General features: G+C 28.4%; 16 protein-coding genes and 1 other annotated feature. Of the genes, 2 read left to right on the forward strand and 14 right to left on the reverse strand.

Annotation, left to right across the window (positions count from 1 at the left end):
* Positions 1 to 143 precede the first annotated feature (143 nt).
* The 8 genes from ABGT36_RS07640 to ABGT36_RS07675 all read right to left on the reverse strand — a co-directional run bounded on the left by ABGT36_RS07640 (position 144) and on the right by ABGT36_RS07675 (position 8,985).
* The gene (locus tag ABGT36_RS07640; protein ID WP_087298441.1) at positions 144 to 1,802 is read right to left on the reverse strand and encodes a hypothetical protein; all 1,659 of its coding nucleotides are present in this window, start codon (positions 1,800 to 1,802) and stop codon (positions 144 to 146) included.
* The gene (locus ABGT36_RS07645; RefSeq protein WP_346677536.1) at positions 1,795 to 2,730 is read right to left on the reverse strand and encodes a bifunctional oligoribonuclease/PAP phosphatase NrnA; all 936 of its coding nucleotides are present in this window, start codon (positions 2,728 to 2,730) and stop codon (positions 1,795 to 1,797) included. Before ABGT36_RS07645 ends, ABGT36_RS07640 begins: the two co-directional genes overlap by 8 nt.
* Positions 2,731 to 2,813: 83 nt before the next feature.
* Positions 2,814 to 4,010, reverse strand: a complete 1,197-nt coding sequence (locus ABGT36_RS07650; RefSeq protein ID WP_087370533.1) for an acetate/propionate family kinase — start codon at positions 4,008 to 4,010, stop codon at positions 2,814 to 2,816.
* Between the two features lie 203 nt (positions 4,011 to 4,213).
* On the reverse strand, positions 4,214 to 4,432 hold the full coding sequence (locus tag ABGT36_RS07655; protein ID WP_087298438.1) for an alpha/beta-type small acid-soluble spore protein: 219 nt from the start codon (positions 4,430 to 4,432) through the stop codon (positions 4,214 to 4,216).
* Positions 4,433 to 4,555: 123 nt separating this feature from the next.
* Positions 4,556 to 4,777: an alpha/beta-type small acid-soluble spore protein gene (locus ABGT36_RS07660; RefSeq protein ID WP_087298437.1), complete on the reverse strand. Its 222-nt coding sequence runs from the start codon at positions 4,775 to 4,777 to the stop codon at positions 4,556 to 4,558.
* Between the two features lie 78 nt (positions 4,778 to 4,855).
* Positions 4,856 to 6,052 (reverse strand): tRNA uracil 4-sulfurtransferase ThiI, encoded by a 1,197-nt coding sequence (gene thiI / locus ABGT36_RS07665; RefSeq protein ID WP_087298436.1) that lies wholly within the window; start codon positions 6,050 to 6,052, stop codon positions 4,856 to 4,858.
* A 3-nt stretch (positions 6,053 to 6,055) separates the two neighbouring features.
* Positions 6,056 to 7,192 carry a cysteine desulfurase family protein gene (locus ABGT36_RS07670; protein ID WP_087298435.1) on the reverse strand — a complete coding sequence of 379 codons (1,137 nt, stop codon included), beginning with the start codon at positions 7,190 to 7,192 and terminating at the stop codon, positions 6,056 to 6,058.
* 53 nt (positions 7,193 to 7,245) lie between these two features.
* On the reverse strand, positions 7,246 to 8,985 hold the full coding sequence (locus ABGT36_RS07675) for a septation ring formation regulator EzrA (RefSeq protein WP_346677539.1): 1,740 nt from the start codon (positions 8,983 to 8,985) through the stop codon (positions 7,246 to 7,248).
* A gap of 150 nt (positions 8,986 to 9,135) precedes the next feature.
* On the opposite strand from ABGT36_RS07675, the gene ABGT36_RS07680 reads away from it, so the two are divergent.
* The gene (locus ABGT36_RS07680) at positions 9,136 to 9,810 is read left to right on the forward strand and encodes a gamma-glutamyl-gamma-aminobutyrate hydrolase family protein (protein ID WP_296882750.1); all 675 of its coding nucleotides are present in this window, start codon (positions 9,136 to 9,138) and stop codon (positions 9,808 to 9,810) included.
* On the opposite strand, the gene ABGT36_RS07685 is transcribed toward ABGT36_RS07680, so the two are convergent.
* The 3 genes from ABGT36_RS07685 to truB form a co-directional block, all read right to left on the reverse strand.
* Positions 9,807 to 10,661, reverse strand: a complete 855-nt coding sequence (locus tag ABGT36_RS07685) for a DMT family transporter (RefSeq protein ID WP_296882752.1) — start codon at positions 10,659 to 10,661, stop codon at positions 9,807 to 9,809. The genes ABGT36_RS07680 and ABGT36_RS07685 overlap by 4 nt on opposite strands.
* An 84-nt stretch (positions 10,662 to 10,745) precedes the next feature.
* On the reverse strand, positions 10,746 to 11,660 hold the full coding sequence (locus ABGT36_RS07690) for a bifunctional riboflavin kinase/FAD synthetase (protein WP_346677541.1): 915 nt from the start codon (positions 11,658 to 11,660) through the stop codon (positions 10,746 to 10,748).
* Positions 11,660 to 12,502: a tRNA pseudouridine(55) synthase TruB gene (gene truB / locus ABGT36_RS07695; protein WP_346677543.1), complete on the reverse strand. Its 843-nt coding sequence runs from the start codon at positions 12,500 to 12,502 to the stop codon at positions 11,660 to 11,662. The genes ABGT36_RS07690 and truB overlap by 1 nt, the downstream gene beginning before the upstream one ends.
* A gap of 135 nt (positions 12,503 to 12,637) precedes the next feature.
* Here truB and ABGT36_RS07700 point away from each other — a divergent pair, with 135 nt between their 5' ends.
* Positions 12,638 to 13,378 carry an ATP-binding protein gene (locus ABGT36_RS07700; RefSeq protein ID WP_300628519.1) on the forward strand — a complete coding sequence of 247 codons (741 nt, stop codon included), beginning with the start codon at positions 12,638 to 12,640 and terminating at the stop codon, positions 13,376 to 13,378.
* Positions 13,379 to 13,411: 33 nt separating this feature from the next.
* Here ABGT36_RS07700 and ABGT36_RS07705 read toward each other — a convergent pair whose 3' ends face one another.
* The 3 genes from ABGT36_RS07705 to tyrS form a co-directional block, all read right to left on the reverse strand.
* The gene (locus ABGT36_RS07705) at positions 13,412 to 14,197 is read right to left on the reverse strand and encodes a MurR/RpiR family transcriptional regulator (RefSeq protein ID WP_296883404.1); all 786 of its coding nucleotides are present in this window, start codon (positions 14,195 to 14,197) and stop codon (positions 13,412 to 13,414) included.
* Positions 14,198 to 14,259: 62 nt separating this feature from the next.
* Positions 14,260 to 15,744, reverse strand: coding sequence for a glycoside hydrolase family 1 protein (locus ABGT36_RS07710; RefSeq protein WP_296883402.1), 1,485 nt, complete (start codon positions 15,742 to 15,744; stop codon positions 14,260 to 14,262).
* Between the two features lie 114 nt (positions 15,745 to 15,858).
* Positions 15,859 to 17,085 (reverse strand): tyrosine--tRNA ligase, encoded by a 1,227-nt coding sequence (gene tyrS, locus ABGT36_RS07715; RefSeq protein ID WP_087298427.1) that lies wholly within the window; start codon positions 17,083 to 17,085, stop codon positions 15,859 to 15,861.
* Positions 17,086 to 17,125: 40 nt separating this feature from the next.
* Positions 17,126 to 17,321, reverse strand: a binding site (T-box leader).
* Positions 17,322 to 17,382 lie beyond the last annotated feature (61 nt).

Genomic DNA, 17,382 nt, shown 5'->3' on the forward strand with positions numbered 1-17,382 from the left:
TGTATGTCCATCCTTATAAAAATTAATTTTACAAGTCATAGTTTATCAATTTTAACTATAAATTTCATTAATTTTTACCTTGATTTTTGTTAAGATTAAGTTAAAGGTGGGAAATATAACAAAAAACTGGTGCAATCACCAGTTTATTTAAATTCAATTTTAGTAATAACTTCACTTTCATCTTTACTATTTACATATTCAATAGTTACCGTATCACCAGCTTTAGCTAATGGAAGACGATTTGAAAGACTAATATCACTAATAAATATTGTATCATTACCATCTAAGGTGAAATAATACGTACTATTGCCATCAACTACTGCTTCACTAATAGCACTAATTGTTCCCGTCAACTCAGTTGATTGATATTCATTTGAATCAGTTGTTTTACCATTAGCCTCTAACAATGCATAATAAGCTTGTTCAGCTTCAACAACACTATCGCCAGTTGCTACAATTTGATAGTTTTCAACACTTACAAATGCATATTTTTTTACCAGGTTAGCATCATCTTTTAAAGACAAGAAGTAAGTTGGCTGGCCTCCTGCATTTATCAAAATCGGGAAAGTAGCTTTATATTTTAAATTTTGTACTTGCCCTTCTGCTGATGACATAGCCGAATATTCTTCAGCACCAGGGATATCATAAAATTTTCCTTCTTTTGTTCGCAAGTTAATCATTGCAAACCCAACATTTGATGCATCATTAGATACAGAAGTTAATCCAGTATATAAATATACATCATCATTTAAAGCTACGTAATTATAACCAGATGTTGGCTGTAATACGCCTTTTTGTGAAAATATTGTATTAAAAAAACCATTTGTATACTTTCCATAATTTTCTAATTGAGAAATTATTAATTCTGAAGGATAAACACGGTCGACCCATTCAGGAACATCTTTTATATCATAATATTGATGATCACCATTTATAGCATTCACTAATACTGCACCAGTAATATCTTTCCCACCAAATAATCCGATATCATAATTATAGACTGGCGCTATCCAATATGGGATTCCTTTATCATTAATTTCAAAAGCTAAACTATCAAACATAAATGTTGGATAATTAGCTCTTAAATGACGTTGAATTTTACGTCCAAAATGTTCTGACTTAGAATATTTCATCCCTTCATCTAGTTTAACTACCTCAGATTCTTGAGTTACCATATTAACTCTAATATATGCTGGTAACCCATCACTACGGTTTGTAAACCATTTAATAATATTGCTGTACTCTAAAGGTGTTACCCGATATGGGGTATCTTGATAATTTATTTGTTCATAAGATTCATCAACTTCAAACTGTGATACATAATCAACCATCTCACCCATTTTTCGATCTCCAAGCTTAATAGCACTTTCACGATCAACAACTGGAATCGATTGATAAGAAATTGTTTTATTATCTTCATAAAAATCAGCATTTTCATCTAACTTTAATTGTTGTTGATATTTTTTAGCATTAAAAATAGGTGAACTGATTAAAGTACCAACTCCTAAATACACAATTAAAATTGGAATAATTGCTATCAGTACTTTTGATAATTTATCAATATAACCTTTAAATAAACGATAAAGCAAAACAAATAGAAAAAGCAAAAAGCAAAAAAAGCCAACAAACTGCGGTGAACGTAAATTAATTGGTAATAGTAACAAATACTCTAAAAAAATACCAATTACTAAAGTAATTATTAATGCTTTCAACAAAGCAAATTTTTTAGGTTGTTTTACAACCTGACTTCTAAAATGAAAATTTTCAACAAAGTTTGAAAATAAATCTTTTATTTTATTCATTGATTAACTCCTTTAAATCCCTTAACAAGTCATCTAACTGTTCAATATTTTGTAATTTAGCACCACTTGCTAATAAATGACCACCACCGTTATATTTTTCAGCTACTTTATTAACTGGATATTTGCGCGAACGTAAACTAACACGCCAATTTTGATCAGCAGTATTTTCAGTAATTGCCATCCAGATATAATATTCTTCAATTCCAGATAACATATTTACATAATCCGAACCGCGTTCACGACTAATTTCTAACATTTTTAAATCTTCATTAGTTAAAATATAATATGCAATATTACCATCAACATGATAATTATTTAAAATAAATTTATTAACATTTAAATCTTTTGCCTTTTTTAAATACATTCGATCATACAAAGATACAATATCAATACCAGTTTCAATTAAAGCACTTGCTGCCTTGAAGGTTCTTTTATCAGTACTTCGATATAAAAAGCGAGCTGTATCACCAATAATACCTAAATATAAAGCTCCTGATCCAGCTTTTGAAATCTGTAACTTTGTATTTTGATACAGATCCACTACTAGCTGACTTGCAGAACTAGCTGTACTATCTTCAAAGTTAATTTGTCCATAACTATCTACAACTATATGATGATCTATTTTAATTATTTCTTTACACAATTTATAATTTTGATCATCTATTCTTTCTTGATTAGCAGTATCTAAAACAATACCAAGGACATCCTTACTATAATTAACATCTCGATAATCTACTAAAACATCATATTTTGCTACTAATTCAGAACTAAACTCACCACAGACATAGACATTTTTATTAGGATATGTTGTCTTGATTAAATCATACATTCCAAACTGGCTTCCAAAAGCATCAAAATCCGGATTTATATGACGATAGATTGCAATATCATCATATTCTTCTATTTTTTTAACAATTTTATCATACATTTTCTATTCCTCTTTTCATAAAAAGACTATATCATATTTAACTAACTTTATAAACAAAAAAACTCTGATTATTAATCAGAGTTCTATAAACCTAAAATTCTAACAGTATCTCGAGCAATCATTACTTCTTCGTTAGTTGGAATTACCATAACTTCAACTTGAGAATATTTTGAAGAAATAACTCTATTTTCTTTTGATCTTTGATTATTTCTTTCTTCATCTAGATGAACACCTAAAGCACGAGAACAATCATCAATGATCAATCTTCTTAAATATGCAGCATTTTCACCAACACCTGCTGTAAAGGCAATTACATCAACACCACCAAGTTCAACAAAATAGCTTCCAATATACTTAGAAACAATTCTTGCATATAAAAGACTTGTCAATAAAGCTCTATCATCACCTTTTTTAAATAAAGCATTTTCAATATCTCTTGAATCTGATGAAATTCCTGACACACCAAGCATACCTGATTTTTTATTATATATCTCTAATACTTCATCAGCAGTTTTATTTAATTTTTTACACAAATATGGCATAACTGAAGGATCTACGTCACCTGTACGAGTACCCATCATTACTCCTGCTAATGGTGTAAATCCCATTGATGTATCAATACATACACCATCTTCAACAGCTGAAATACTTGCACCATTTCCTAAATGACAAACAATAATTCTTGAATGTTTTGGATTTCCTAGCATTTCAATTACTGTTTGTGATACATATTTATGACTAGTTCCATGGGCACCATATTTACGCACTTTTAAATCAGTATAATATTCATATGGTAATGGATATAAATAGCGTTCTTGATCTAAAGTTTGATGGAAAGCTGTATCAAAAACAAAAACATGTTCAACATCTGGTAAAGCTTTTTTAAAAGCATTATATCCAATGATGTGAGCTGGATTATGTAATGGAGCTAACTCAGATAATTCTTCTACTTTAGCAACAACATCCTCATCAACTTTTATTGAATCATTAAAATATTCGCCACCATGAACAATTCGGTGACCACAAGCATCAATATCACTTAATTTTTCAACTACTTTACAATCTACTAAAGCATCTAGTAATAGTTGCACAGCAACACTATGATCTTTAATTGGGCATTCTTTTTGATATTCTTGCCCATTATATTTCATTTCAAAATTTCCTTTTTCTTGTCCAATTCTTTCTACTATTCCTGAAGTAATTACTTCTTCACTAGGCATATTGATCAACTGGAATTTTAATGATGAACTCCCAGCGTTTACTGCCATTACTTTTACCATTAATTTTTCCTCCTCGTATATACATATCACTATTATTTTACATAAATTTTTATGTAAACTCAATATATTTTGAAAGCACTTCCATTTTTTTGCGATAAATACAAGAAAAATTAATGTAATAAATATTTCTATATAATAATATAACTAAACAAAAAAGTAGAAAACCCTAGAAAATTTTCCAGGGCTTTCTATAAGTACTTGGATTATTTTGATTGATTAAAATTAGATGAACTCATTTGCTTTTGGCCCATTTCTACTAATCTTTTAGTGATTTCGCCACCAACAGAACCATTAGCACGAGCAGTTGTATCAGGACCTAAATTAACGCCAAATTCATTTGCAATTTCATATTTCATTTGATCAATTGCATTTTGTGCTCCAGGAACAACTAATTTGTTTTTACTAGAGTAACTTTGTGACATTCCTTTCACCTCCTGACACTTATATTTTGTGTCAGTTTTTTTTAAATATACAACAAATATCTTTTTTTATTTAATAATAATTATAAAAATAAAAACCCTAGAAACACTCTAGGGTTAATATACTTATTTAGAACGATTATATCCATTTGATGAACTCATTTGTTTTTGGCCCATTTCCACTAATCTTTTAGTGATTTCGCCTCCGACAGAACCGTTAGCGCGAGCAGTTGTATCAGGACCTAAATTAACACCAAATTCATTTGCAATTTCATATTTCATTTGATCAATTGCATTTTGTGCTCCAGGAACAACTAATTTATTTTTACTTGAATAATTTTGTGACATGTATTTCACCTCCTGACAACTATATCTTGTGTCAAAAGTTAAAAAACATACCTGATTTTTTCAATTTTATTTTATTATTTAAAAAATATCATCATTCTTTTTATAATTATCATCAATTATAATTTCTTCAACTGTATCTACACATTCATTTACTAATGTTTCAAAATCAAATTCAGCTTCAAAAGCTTCTGCTTTATAAGATTTTGGTTTAGTAGCTGGTGCTTTAGGTGTAAAGATCGTACAACAATCTTCGTGAGGTCGAATTGAAATTTCATAAGTATCAATTTTAGTTGCAATATCAATAATTTCTAGTTTATCCAAACATAAAACTGGTCTTAAAACTGGTAATTTAACAACTTCATTGATTACTTGCATACTATTTAAAGTTTGTGACGCTACCTGTCCAATACTTTCACCATTAACTAAAGCTAAACAATGATTTTTTAAAGCTATTTTTTCACTAATTCGATACATCATTCTACGCATAACAGTCATTGCATAACTTTCATCACAATGATCATATACAGCTAATTGTAATTTTGTAAAATTTACAATATGAACTTTAATTTTACCATGGGTAAAATGTCTTAACTTATCAACTAAATCTAATACCTTTTCTCTAGCTAGTTCATTTGTATATGGCGGTGCTGCAAAGTGAACACATTCAATATCAACACCTCGTTTTAATGTCAAATAACCAGCTACTGGTGAATCAATTCCTCCTGACATCATTAAAAGAGCTTTTCCACCAACGCCAACAGGATAACCCCCAGCTCCTTTTATAATATTATCCATTACATAAATCGCATCATGACGAATTTCAACAGTAACTAAAATATCAGGATGATGAACATCAACCTTTAATTCTTTACTTGTATGATGGAAAACATAAGTAGCTATTTCACGATTAATATCTTGTGATTTACCAGGAAAATTTTTATCAGCTCGTTTGGTATTAATTTTAAATGTTTTACCACTATTATTTTCAATAATCTGTAATACAGCTTTTTTAGCTAATTCCAATTCTTTTTCCATTTTATAAGCAACTGAAAAAGAATAAATACCAAAAACTGTTTTAAGTTTAGCACAAACAGCATCGTGATTAGCACCATTTAAAATAATATACATTCGATCATGTTGTAAATCATATGTTAATTGTTTAAATTCCGCTAAAATTTCTTTAGTATTTTTTAAAAGACGATTAGTAAATAATTTTCGATTTTTACCTTTTGTTGTTAGTTCTCCAAAACGAACTAAAATATAATTTGCTTCCATATATTACCTCTGTTTCTTCAATCTAGCCATACTATCTTGTAAATAATAACAAAATTTATCAATATCTTCTTTACTAGTATGTTCACTAAAACTAATTCTAAGCGCACTTGAACTAATGGCTTCATCTAAATTTAATTGTTTCATTATTCTTGAAATATTACTTGTTTTAGAAGAACATGCACTTCGAGTTGATAGATATATTTCTTTAGTTTCTAAATCATGTAAAATGACTTCTGGCTTATAGCCAAGACACGAAAAATTAATTATAGTATCAATACATACTTTTTCATCACTATTTATTACAACACCGTCAATTTCTTTTAAACATTGACGACAATATTGATTTATTTTTTTTATATGTGCACTTTTTTTATCAAAATTTTCTAAAGCTAATCGCAGTGTTTTTGCAAATACAATATTTGTACATGCATTAGAAGTTCCACCTCGTAATCCAAATTCTTGTTGTCCACCACTAATTAAAGGAACAATTGTTGTTGAACGACGTTTAAACAATAATCCACTACCCTTTAAACCATAAATCTTATGAGCTGAAAAAGAAGCTAAATCAACATCATTCAAATCAATTGGCAGTTTACCTAAGGCTTGGACCATATCAAAATGTAGTTTAACCCGATCGTGTTTTTTTACAATTTTCTTTATTTTTTCAATTGGATTTATAACCCCAATTTCATTATTAACATACATGATCGATACTAAAATAGTATCATCGCGAATACTATTTTCTAACTGTTCTAAAGAAATACAACCACGATTATCAACTGGCAAATAAGTTACTTCAAAGCCAAAAACTTCTTCTAACTCTTTACAAGTCTCGTATACTGAAGAATGTTCGATTGCGGTCGTTATAATATGTTTACCGCGATTTTGATATTGAAAAGCCACACCTTTAATAGCCATGTTATTAGCTTCACTACCACAACTAGTAAAAATAACTTCATCTTCTTTAACATTTAAATAATCACTAATTAATTTACGTGAATGTTCCATTAAACGATTTACTTCGATTCCTTTATCATACATAGAATCAGCATTATAAAAATATTTAGATAATAAATTATGATAAGTATTTAAAACATCTTGATTTAAAGGTGTTGTTGCCACATAGTCTAAATATATCATTTTTACCCCCTATTTTATTATATGCAATTAAAACACAAAGTCATGACTTTTGTCTATAACTTTGTGTCGTTTTTATTAATTAACATCTCATAAGAACCTGGTTTGATTTTTTCAATTATATCTACGGCTGTAGTCAAAGCTTTAGTATACTCACCATTTCGATATAATAATTCTGCTTTAGTTAATTCTGTATTTACTTCTAAAAATGATGTTCGATAACGATTGCCATAAATAATGGCATCTTCAACCATCTCTGCTGTAACAATCAAATTATGAACATTATCATATAATTTATAGATAACATCTCTAGCCGCGTCTACTTGAACAGATAGACGATTTAAATCAATTGGACGATGGCGAATGAACTTTAAGATTTCATCAGCTTTTTGATAAGAGTCATTAATATAATCTTTATATGATTCATTAATCATTGGTAAATGATTATTTTTTATTTCTGATTTAATTTCCAATAAAACAATATTAATATTTTCTAATTCATCTAAAGCTCTTTTTTCTTCTAAACGTAATGAATTTTCTAATTCAATATATTTATTTAATTCATCATCAAATGGTTTACAACGTTCAATTAGTTTTTCAAAGCTTTCAATCATAGCACTATATGAAAAATCATTACTTTCAATAACTGTAGTTATTTTTTCTAAATCATCTAAAATTTCTTTGAAATTTTCATAATCTTCTTTTACAGTAATTTGATAATCTGTCAATAAGTAATTTTCTTGTAATTCTTCAAATGAATTAATAGTCTTTTGTAATCCTTCATCTAGATGACCAATATGCTTATAGCAATTATTACGAGCTTCTTCATATAAATTATAAGCATTTTCTTCTTTTTCAAAATCAGCTGCTAAACTATTTATATCATCAGTCATTGTTTCAATAGCACTACCAACATTTTCTAGATCCAAATGTTTAATCGCTTGAATTGTTTTTTCTAAATCGGTATGAATTATATTATAACGTACAGTTGTATCTAATTTTTCAACTGAAAAATTTCTTTCTCGCATCTCTTTGATCGTTTTATTTAATTCATCTAAACGTTTAGGAATATATTTACGAACTATTGAAATATAAGTAGGCAAATCTCTAATATACGTATTTAACAAATCAATATCTTTATCAATTTTATTTGTTGATACTTTAGCATCATCAAAACGTTGTGTATTCATTAACGTTTCTAATTCTACAAAACGTTGATCGATATCTTCGATCATTGCTGGTACTGCTGGAACAAAATCCTCAATTTTAAATCTAACAGCAGCATAGTCGTCAGTTGTTTTACGATATTTTTCTTTTACTTTAATTATTGCCACTCTTTGAACGTTTTCAATTTCCGTAATCACTTCAATTTCTTTCAAAAGATTTTGAGAACGTTTTTCATAGTCAACGATTAACTCTTTTAATTTATTTATATCTTTACGAATTCCTCTTATTTTACGATAAAATAACCGTTCATCAATATCATTCATTAATGGTGCTATTTCATTGCCTTGTAATTCAAGCAATTCATTAAATTCAAGTTCAAATTCTTCATACTTTTCCATTACATCAGGCATATTTTTACCAATTGATTTAATACGCCCTAAACGATATTGAATCGGTAAAGTTTTAATAGCATTCATATCATTTTCTAAATCAACTATTTCTTTGCGATATGACTTTAATTTAACGATCCAATAAACTAGTAAAACCAGAATAATCACTAGTAAACTTACCCCAACAATAATAATATTTTGGGCCCCAAATTGTTCAATTATATTATCTAAAAAGTCCATTATACATCCCTCTTTTTTATTCTTACTAATAAAGTATACCATAACTGCTATATGTTGTCTAAGTAATATCTTAACTGATTTTAAATTTTCTTTACAAGATTTAATAATTTTGTCATATTATAAATATAGATATATTAAATGGAGGATAAAATGAATAAAAAAATATTAACGCCGCTTCGTTCTTATAGTAATGAGCGAGTATATTATATTTACAAAGAATATTTACACATGTTTAAAAAACATAATTTTGATGTTATCGCTATTGGTAATATTAGTGATGAAACACTAGATTTTTTGTGTTCTTGTTGTGATGGACTGTTATTAAGCGGTGGCAAGGATCTTGATCCCACATTATATAATCAGTCATTAAACCCTAAAACAAAGAAAGAAGTTTTAGAATTAGAACAGTTAGAAATGCGATTAATAAAAAAGTTTGCCAAATCAGGCAAACCAATTATCGGTATCTGTCGTGGTCTTCAAAGTATAAATGTTGCTTTTGGTGGTACTTTGATTCAAGATATACTAGAAACCAAAAAATATGATAATCATTTACAAGAACAATTTCCTGGTTATCATCATTTAGTAATAACTAAAGAAAATACTTTAGTAAATAAATATCTTGGCTCTAGTTTTATGACTAATTCCTTTCACCATCAAGCTATCGATCAAGTTGCACCAGGATTCACTATTTCTGCTTATAGTAAAGATGGTATCATTGAAGCAATTGAAAAAGATAATATTATTGCCTTGCAATGGCATCCTGAAAAGATTAATGATGAAATACAAGATCAAATCATGCTTCTTTTTAAAAGTTTATTTGATTAGTTAACTATCTGACTATCTTTTTTATTAGCGACAAACATTGCAATTACCATTAATACCATCGCTAAAAAACGGTTTAAATCGAATGATTCTTGTAATAATAAAGATCCTATATATGTAAAAACTGGATTTAGTCCTAACAAAAAACTTGTTTTAACACTACCAATTTTTAAAACAGCCTGAAAATAAATAATTTGTATAATAGCAAAACCAATTCCTGAAAATAAAATAAACAATAACCATAAAGATAATGGAATCATATTTAATTGGCTATTATTGTCTATAAAAATATTTAAAATTGTCAATTCAATAAATGCATATAATAAATATTGAAAAGTAAACGGTAAGTTATCATCCTTTTGTAAATGATGTTGCATTATTAAATTACCAAAACTATAAAAAATTATTCCACCAATCATCAAAAGATGACCTAGCGACAATTTTGAAAGATCAAAATTAATCGACATAAAAAAAGCAACACAAGCAATTATAACCGCAATGATTTGATTTTTAGAAATGTGCTGATGATAAAAAAGCCATGCCAACAAAACTGTTACTAGTGGTGCTAATGAATTAATAATCGCATTAGAACTGCCAGATATTAAATTAATTCCTGCAAAAGTTAAAATAAAATTTAATGTAATTGAAAATAGCGAAACAACTATTCCTATTTTAAAGGGATAGTTGTTTAATGCTATTTTTTTATATCTCATAATTAAATATACCGCTATTAATGAAAGCAATACTTTCAAATCAGCTAAAAAAAGCGAAGAAGTATGCTCAAGCATATATCTCATTACTAATACATTACTTCCCCATAAAAAACTGGCAAATATTAACCATCCATATAACATATCTATCACCATTATGTATTATTACCAGTTATTTTCTATTTAAAAAAGATATTTAACTATCAACAATAGTCAAATATCTAATGCTTAACTAAATTCATCTATAATTTTTTGTTTATCTGTTTTAAGCTGTTCTATCAAATCATCGATAGAAGGAAACTTTTGTTCCTTACGGATCCGTTTTAAAAAGATTACTTTTGCCATTTTACCATAAACATCCTGATCAAAATCAAAAATATTAACTTCTAATGATATTTGTTTTAATGCTGTAAAGGTTGGATTATAGCCAAGATTAGCCATACCTAAATATTCTTTGCCATCAATAATTACTTTTGAAGCATATACCCCACCTTTAGGTAAGACATAATTATTAGCATCAACATTAATAGTAGGAAAGCCAATTTTATGACCATTTTTTCGACCGTGGATTATTAATCCTGAAACCTGATAAGGGCGATTTAATAATCTGGTCGCTAACTCTACTTCACCTTGCGATAAAATTTCTCGCAAAAAAGATGAAGATATTTTATGATGTTCATATTCTAACTTGTCAATAACACTGACTTCATAATTATTTTCTTTATATTTAATTAAAAAATTACAATCTCCTTTACCTTGATTACCAAAATGAAAATCAAAACCACATACAACATGTTTTATTTTAGTTTTAATTAGATATTCATCAATAAACTTATCGGGTTCCATACTAGCAAGTTTATTACTAAAAGATAAAACAAATAAATAATCAAAATCATACTTTTTCATAAAATCAATTTTATCTTCTAAACTCATCAACTGTTTAAAATGCTGATTAGATAAATAAGCTTTAGGCTGGACATCAAAAGTTAATAATCCTTTTTTTAAACCAGTTTTATTGCAGATAGAAATCACTTTTTCAACCAGTTTTAAATGCCCTAAATGCATTCCATCAAAAAAGCCTAAAGCTACACAACTATCTTCTAAATCAAATTCTGATTGTTTATTTAAATAAATAACTTCCATTACCACAAACCTCTAATATTTTTTAGATACCCATTACCGTCTGGTCCATAAATAGCTAAAACTTTATTATTTTGATTATAAATAGCTACTTGATGATTAATCTTAGATTTAATCTTTTTACCATGATATATTATATTTTCATCATCAACAACTAATTTAGGATAATTGCTTAATGCTTCTTCCATTGAAAGCATTTCAAACTCGCCATTTTCAATTTCTTCTAAACTATAACTATCGCTCAATGAAAAATCACCTGATTTACTTCTAATTAAACTATACATATGCCCTGGATAATCAAGTTTTTTAGCAATATCAAAACATAATGAACGAATATATGTTCCTTTTGAACAGCCAACTTTAAACTTAACTAAATTATCGACTATCGAAATTAATTCAATGTAATCAATAGTTATAACTCGTTTAGGAATTTCAACCGTTTCATTATTACGAGCATATTCATATAGTTTCTTTCCTTTTACTTTAATTGCTGAATGCATTGGCGGAATTTGTTCTTGCTCTCCGACAAAGCTATTTAAGCAAGCTAGTATTTTTTTATCACTAATTGGTACATATTCTTTAGTTGCTGTAACTTGTCCACTAGCATCATAAGTATCAGTAGCGGTTCCTAAACTTAACGTCGCTATGTATTCTTTATTATCTGCTGTTAAAAACTGTAATAGCTTAGTTGCTTTATTAACAGCAACAACTAAGACTCCTGTTGCATCAGGGTCAAGAGTTCCACAATGACCAACTTTTTTTGTTTTAAAAATTTTTCTAATACGATTTACCACATCGTGGCTTGTCATTCCTGCTGGTTTATTTACTATAATTACTCCATCCATTTTATCACCTTCATCATTTTACCTATCTTTTATCTAAATTGCAAATTATTTATACAAAAGTATTATACGTCAGATTTAACTAAAATATCTTTACTAAATTAAATTTTTTTTATAGAATAAACAAGGTGATAAAAAATGACAATGAAAAAAGTTTTAGGATGTATCCGTAAAGCTGATGAAGAATTTAATTTAATTCAAGATGGCGATAAAATATGTGTGGGCGTTTCTGGTGGTAAAGATTCGACATTACTTTTATATTGTTTATCTTTATATAAGAAATTTTCAACTGTAAAATTTGATGTAATTGGCGTTCACATCGAAATGGGTTTTCCTAATATGGATTTTAGTGAAGTTGATGCTTTTTGTAAAAAAAATGATATTGAATTATATCATGAACCAAGTGATGTCTATGAAATTTTAAAACTTAATAAAACACCTGATGGACGATTACAATGTTCATTATGTTCAAAATTTAAAAAAGCTTTAGTTATTGATGGGGCCAAAAAATACAATTGTAATAAAGTCGCTTTTGCTCATCATGGTGATGATGCAGTAGAAACTTTATTTATGAATATGTTTTATGGTGGTAAAATTGCGACCTTTACTCCTAAAATGTATTTATCTAGAACTGATATGAATTTTATTCGCCCTCTTGTTTATGCCTATGAATCTGATATAGTCAGTGCTGTAAAAGAAGCAAATGTTCCAGTTGTTGTATCTACATGTCCAGCTGATAAACATACCAAAAGAGAAGAATTCAAACAGCTTTTAAATGATTTATATAAAAAATATCCACAAGCAAAAAACAATCTATTAACCAGTCTATCAAACGAAGAAAATACCATGTTATGGCATAAAACACCAAGAAAAAAATAAACTAATATCCAAGGGGTATATCCCCTTTTTTTGTTAGATATTAGTTAAAGATTTTTGATATAAATTCTTAAAATTAATAGCGATTAATGAAGCGTAGATGTTTAATAATAAATTAGATGAAAAATTATATTCATCGTCTAAAAAAATATTTTTATAAACAAAAGAATAGATATCAGTTTTAATGGTAGTAATCAAATAAATCCGTGGTGGATTATTTTTATTGATAATATTTTTTCTTGGTAATATTTTTTCAAAAAATGAACCCGTCGCTGAAAAAACTATTATTAAATCTTGATCAGTAGCATTTTTTAAAATTTGATTTATTTTCTTTGGTTCCATTATTGCAAAAGCATATTTTTTAAACGTCATTAAATCATTAGCCAAAGAAATCATAATTCCTGCTGACTGTTGTAATCCCATTAAATAGACACGTTGATATTTATTTATATCCTGCGTAATTTCGTTTAATAAAGTTCGATCTAAATGTTTTTTTAATAAAGTCATTTTATCAATCGATTCATCAATAAAATTAATAACATCATCATCAGTAGTTTGTTTAAAAGAATATTTTTGTGATACAGTTTTCCCTGGTTTATAACTACGGATCAAGATTTTTAATGCTAAAAAATCTTCCAATCCAATCTTTCGACAAAAACGACTAATTGACGCCTTAGAAACATTACAAGCCTTAGCAAGTTCAACAGTTGAAATATTATCTAGATCTTGACTATTTTTTATTATATAATCGGCAATAATATAATTTGTCGATCCGGGTTCTTCTTTTTCTATTACAGCAAAAAGTATACTAGATAAATCCATGATTTTCACCTCTTGTTTTAATCATAGCATAATTGCAAACAAAAGAAAAATCTTAGGTTACCCTAAGATTTATTTAAAATACTAGCACCACTAGTTTCAATAACTTCTTTATACCAGTCATAGCTATCCTTTTTAGTTCTTTTTAAAGTTCCGGTACCGTCATTATTACGATCAACATGAACAAAACCGTAACGCTTTCTCATTTCACCAGTTCCGGCAGAAACAATATCAATTGGACCCCAATATAAATATCCCATTACTTCAACACCATCTAAAACAGCTTCATAAACATATTTTAAATGATCTTCAATATATTTTTGGCGTTCTATATCATTTATTTGACCATTTTCATCAACTTTTTCATCTAAACCAATACCATTTTCAACAATAAATAATGGTAAATGATAACGATCATATAAAACATTTAAAACATATCGAATTCCTTTTGGATCAATTGGCCAGCACCATGGTTCAGGTGAACATCCAGTAAGATATGGATTTTCTTTACCCACTAAACCACCAGTATTACCACTTAATGAAACTTCATGATCATATGTTGCTGAACGATAATAACTAAATGAGAAGAAATCAACAGTATAATCTTTTATCAATTGTAATTCTTTTTCATCAGTGACCGGTGTACAATCATGTTCTTGCCAGATACGTTTTACATAACCTGGAATAATCCCTAAACAAAAGACATCGCCAAAGTAAAAGTTTGCTTTTCTAACTGCATCGTAAGCACCAAAAACATTATCTGGATCACAATTATATGGATATGTTGCTACAGATGAACTTGTAAGCATGCAGCCAACTTTAGCGTCAGGATCAATTTCACGACAAATCTTAACAGTCCATGCGTTAGCAACACAAATATTATAATATGCTTGCCATTTTTCTTTTTCAGTAATTGAACCAATTGGATCGTTTTTATCACTTGGATTAATATTTAAAACACCACCAGCTACCAATGGATTATTCATCATATTATTTACTTCGTTAAATGTCAACCAGTACTTAACTTTACCTTGATAACGTTTAAAAACTGTTGTTACATAACGATTCCAAAAATCAATTAATTTATGATTGCTCCAACCACCATATTCTGTTAATAAATGTAGTGGTGTTTCATAATGACTTAAAGTTATTACTGGTTCCATTTTTAGTTCAATCATTTTATCAATTAATCGATCATAAAATTCTAATCCCGCTTCATTAGGTGTTTCTTCATCACCATTAGGAAATATTCTTCCCCAAGCAATTGAAGTTCTAAAACAATTAAATCCCATTCCTGCCATTAGTTCTAAATCTTCATTATATCGATGATAAAAATCAATCGCTTCATGAGATAAATAGACTTTATTAGGATCTAATGCCATTTCCCATTTATTTGTAGTATCATTCCATTTTAACCCTGGATCCTTAGAACCAATCCCTACCATAATATCAGTTACATTTGGTTCTTTTCCATCTTCTAACCAGGCTCCCTCACATTGGTTGGCAGCAACTGCTCCACCCCATAAAAAATCTTTTGAAAATTGTTTCATTATTTTTGCCTCCTATATACTAATAAGATATCAGAATTATATATAAGAAAGTTATTTTTTTCATATTTTGTTCACTTGTTTCACAAAATGAAAAAATCATGGTTTCCCATGATTTTATAAATGTTTAATTACAAAATAATTCTTTTTACCACGACGAATTACAGTTGCTTCATTGCCAAAAGCATTAGCTTTACTTACTACAAAGTCAACATCTTTAATTCTTTCACCATTAACTAAAATAGATCCACCATTAACAAATTCGCGAGCTTCACGTTTACTTTTAGCACCACCGCAAGTAATTAAAGCATCTAAAATATTTAAATCTTCATTCACTTCAACACTAGGTACACCTGCAAAACATTCTTTTACTTGCTCTAAAGTTAATGATTGAATTTGTCCAGAAAATAGCATTTTAGAAATATTTACAGCTTCTTCATATGCTTCTTTACCATGCAAGAAAGTAATTACTTCACGTGCTAAAGCTTGGTGTGCTTCTCTTAAATGTGGTTGTTTTTTGTTCTTTTCTTCTAATTCCATTATTTCTTCTGGAGTTAAGAAAGTTAAGAATTTTAAGTAATCAATTACTTTATCATCTTCTGAATTAATAAAGAATTGGTACATTTCATATGGTGATGTCTTTTTACGATCTAACCAGATAGCTTTACCATTAGTTTTACCAAACTTAGTTCCATCACTTTTAGTTAACAATGGCATTGTAAATCCATAAGCTTCTTTACCATCTTTTTTTCTAATCAATTCAATACCAGCAGTAATATTTCCCCATTGATCTTGACCAGCTACTTGCATAACACAATTTTTATTATTATATAACCATTCAAAATCTAAAGCTTGCATAATCATATATGAAAATTCTGTATATGTGATTCCGGCATCTAAACGACGTTTTACGATATCTTTATTCAACATATAATTTACATTGAAATATTTACCATAATCTCTTAAAAAATCAATAAAGTTGATATCTTTAGACCAGTCATAATTATTTACTACTTCAAAACCAAAAATATCTTGTGCTTGTTTCTTTAAACATTTGAAATTATGTTCAACTGTTTCTTTAGTAATCATTGGTCTTTCTGTATCTGGTTTAGGATCACCAATTAAACCAGTTGCTCCTCCAACTAATAAAATCGGATTATGCCCAGCTTCTTTTAATCTTTTAGAAATCAAAAATGATGAAAAATGACCAATATGTAAACTATCACCAGTAGGATCTGTTCCAATATAAAAAGTCATACCACCATTATTTAACTTTTCTTCTAAATCTGGTGAACTAACATCTTTAATTAGTCCACGCCAAACTAATTCATCATAAATTTTCATTAATAAAATCCTCCCTATATAAAATAAAAGAGATTTCATCCTAAAGGACGAAATCTCGCGGTACCACCTTTATTCATACATCTAGTATGCTCTTGATATTGATAACGGAATTACCCGTCTAGACTTTTCATCTAGAGACTCCAGAGTGTATTCATCAGTAGTACATCCTTGTTTCCACCAGCCACAAGGTCTCTTAAATGCCTATTTTGACTACTATTTTCCTTCAACGTCGTAATAGAATTATATGCTAAAAAAAATATTAAGTCAACCCGATTATGAAATTAAGTTTTAATATCT

It is taken from the genome of Erysipelatoclostridium sp. An173 (assembly GCF_963931465.1).
Lineage (GTDB): Bacteria > Bacillota_I > Bacilli_A > Erysipelotrichales > Coprobacillaceae > Thomasclavelia > Thomasclavelia merdavium.

Excerpts from the sequence above, each read along its gene's own strand:
- ABGT36_RS07640 (WP_087298441.1), bottom strand. The coding sequence starts at position 1,802 with ATGAATAAAATAAAAGATTTATTTTCAAACTTTGTTGAAAATTTTCAT.
- ABGT36_RS07645 (WP_346677536.1), bottom strand. The coding sequence starts at position 2,730 with ATGTATGATAAAATTGTTAAAAAAATAGAAGAATATGATGATATTGCA.
- ABGT36_RS07650 (WP_087370533.1), bottom strand. The coding sequence starts at position 4,010 with ATGGTAAAAGTAATGGCAGTAAACGCTGGGAGTTCATCATTAAAATTC.
- ABGT36_RS07655 (WP_087298438.1), bottom strand. The coding sequence starts at position 4,432 with ATGTCACAAAGTTACTCTAGTAAAAACAAATTAGTTGTTCCTGGAGCA.
- ABGT36_RS07660 (WP_087298437.1), bottom strand. The coding sequence starts at position 4,777 with ATGTCACAAAATTATTCAAGTAAAAATAAATTAGTTGTTCCTGGAGCA.
- thiI (WP_087298436.1), bottom strand. The coding sequence starts at position 6,052 with ATGGAAGCAAATTATATTTTAGTTCGTTTTGGAGAACTAACAACAAAA.
- ABGT36_RS07670 (WP_087298435.1), bottom strand. The coding sequence starts at position 7,192 with ATGATATATTTAGACTATGTGGCAACAACACCTTTAAATCAAGATGTT.
- ABGT36_RS07675 (WP_346677539.1), bottom strand. The coding sequence starts at position 8,985 with ATGGACTTTTTAGATAATATAATTGAACAATTTGGGGCCCAAAATATT.
- ABGT36_RS07680 (WP_296882750.1), top strand. The coding sequence starts at position 9,136 with ATGAATAAAAAAATATTAACGCCGCTTCGTTCTTATAGTAATGAGCGA.
- ABGT36_RS07685 (WP_296882752.1), bottom strand. The coding sequence starts at position 10,661 with ATGTTATATGGATGGTTAATATTTGCCAGTTTTTTATGGGGAAGTAAT.
- ABGT36_RS07690 (WP_346677541.1), bottom strand. The coding sequence starts at position 11,660 with ATGGAAGTTATTTATTTAAATAAACAATCAGAATTTGATTTAGAAGAT.
- truB (WP_346677543.1), bottom strand. The coding sequence starts at position 12,502 with ATGGATGGAGTAATTATAGTAAATAAACCAGCAGGAATGACAAGCCAC.
- ABGT36_RS07700 (WP_300628519.1), top strand. The coding sequence starts at position 12,638 with ATGACAATGAAAAAAGTTTTAGGATGTATCCGTAAAGCTGATGAAGAA.
- ABGT36_RS07705 (WP_296883404.1), bottom strand. The coding sequence starts at position 14,197 with ATGGATTTATCTAGTATACTTTTTGCTGTAATAGAAAAAGAAGAACCC.
- ABGT36_RS07710 (WP_296883402.1), bottom strand. The coding sequence starts at position 15,744 with ATGAAACAATTTTCAAAAGATTTTTTATGGGGTGGAGCAGTTGCTGCC.
- tyrS (WP_087298427.1), bottom strand. The coding sequence starts at position 17,085 with ATGAAAATTTATGATGAATTAGTTTGGCGTGGACTAATTAAAGATGTT.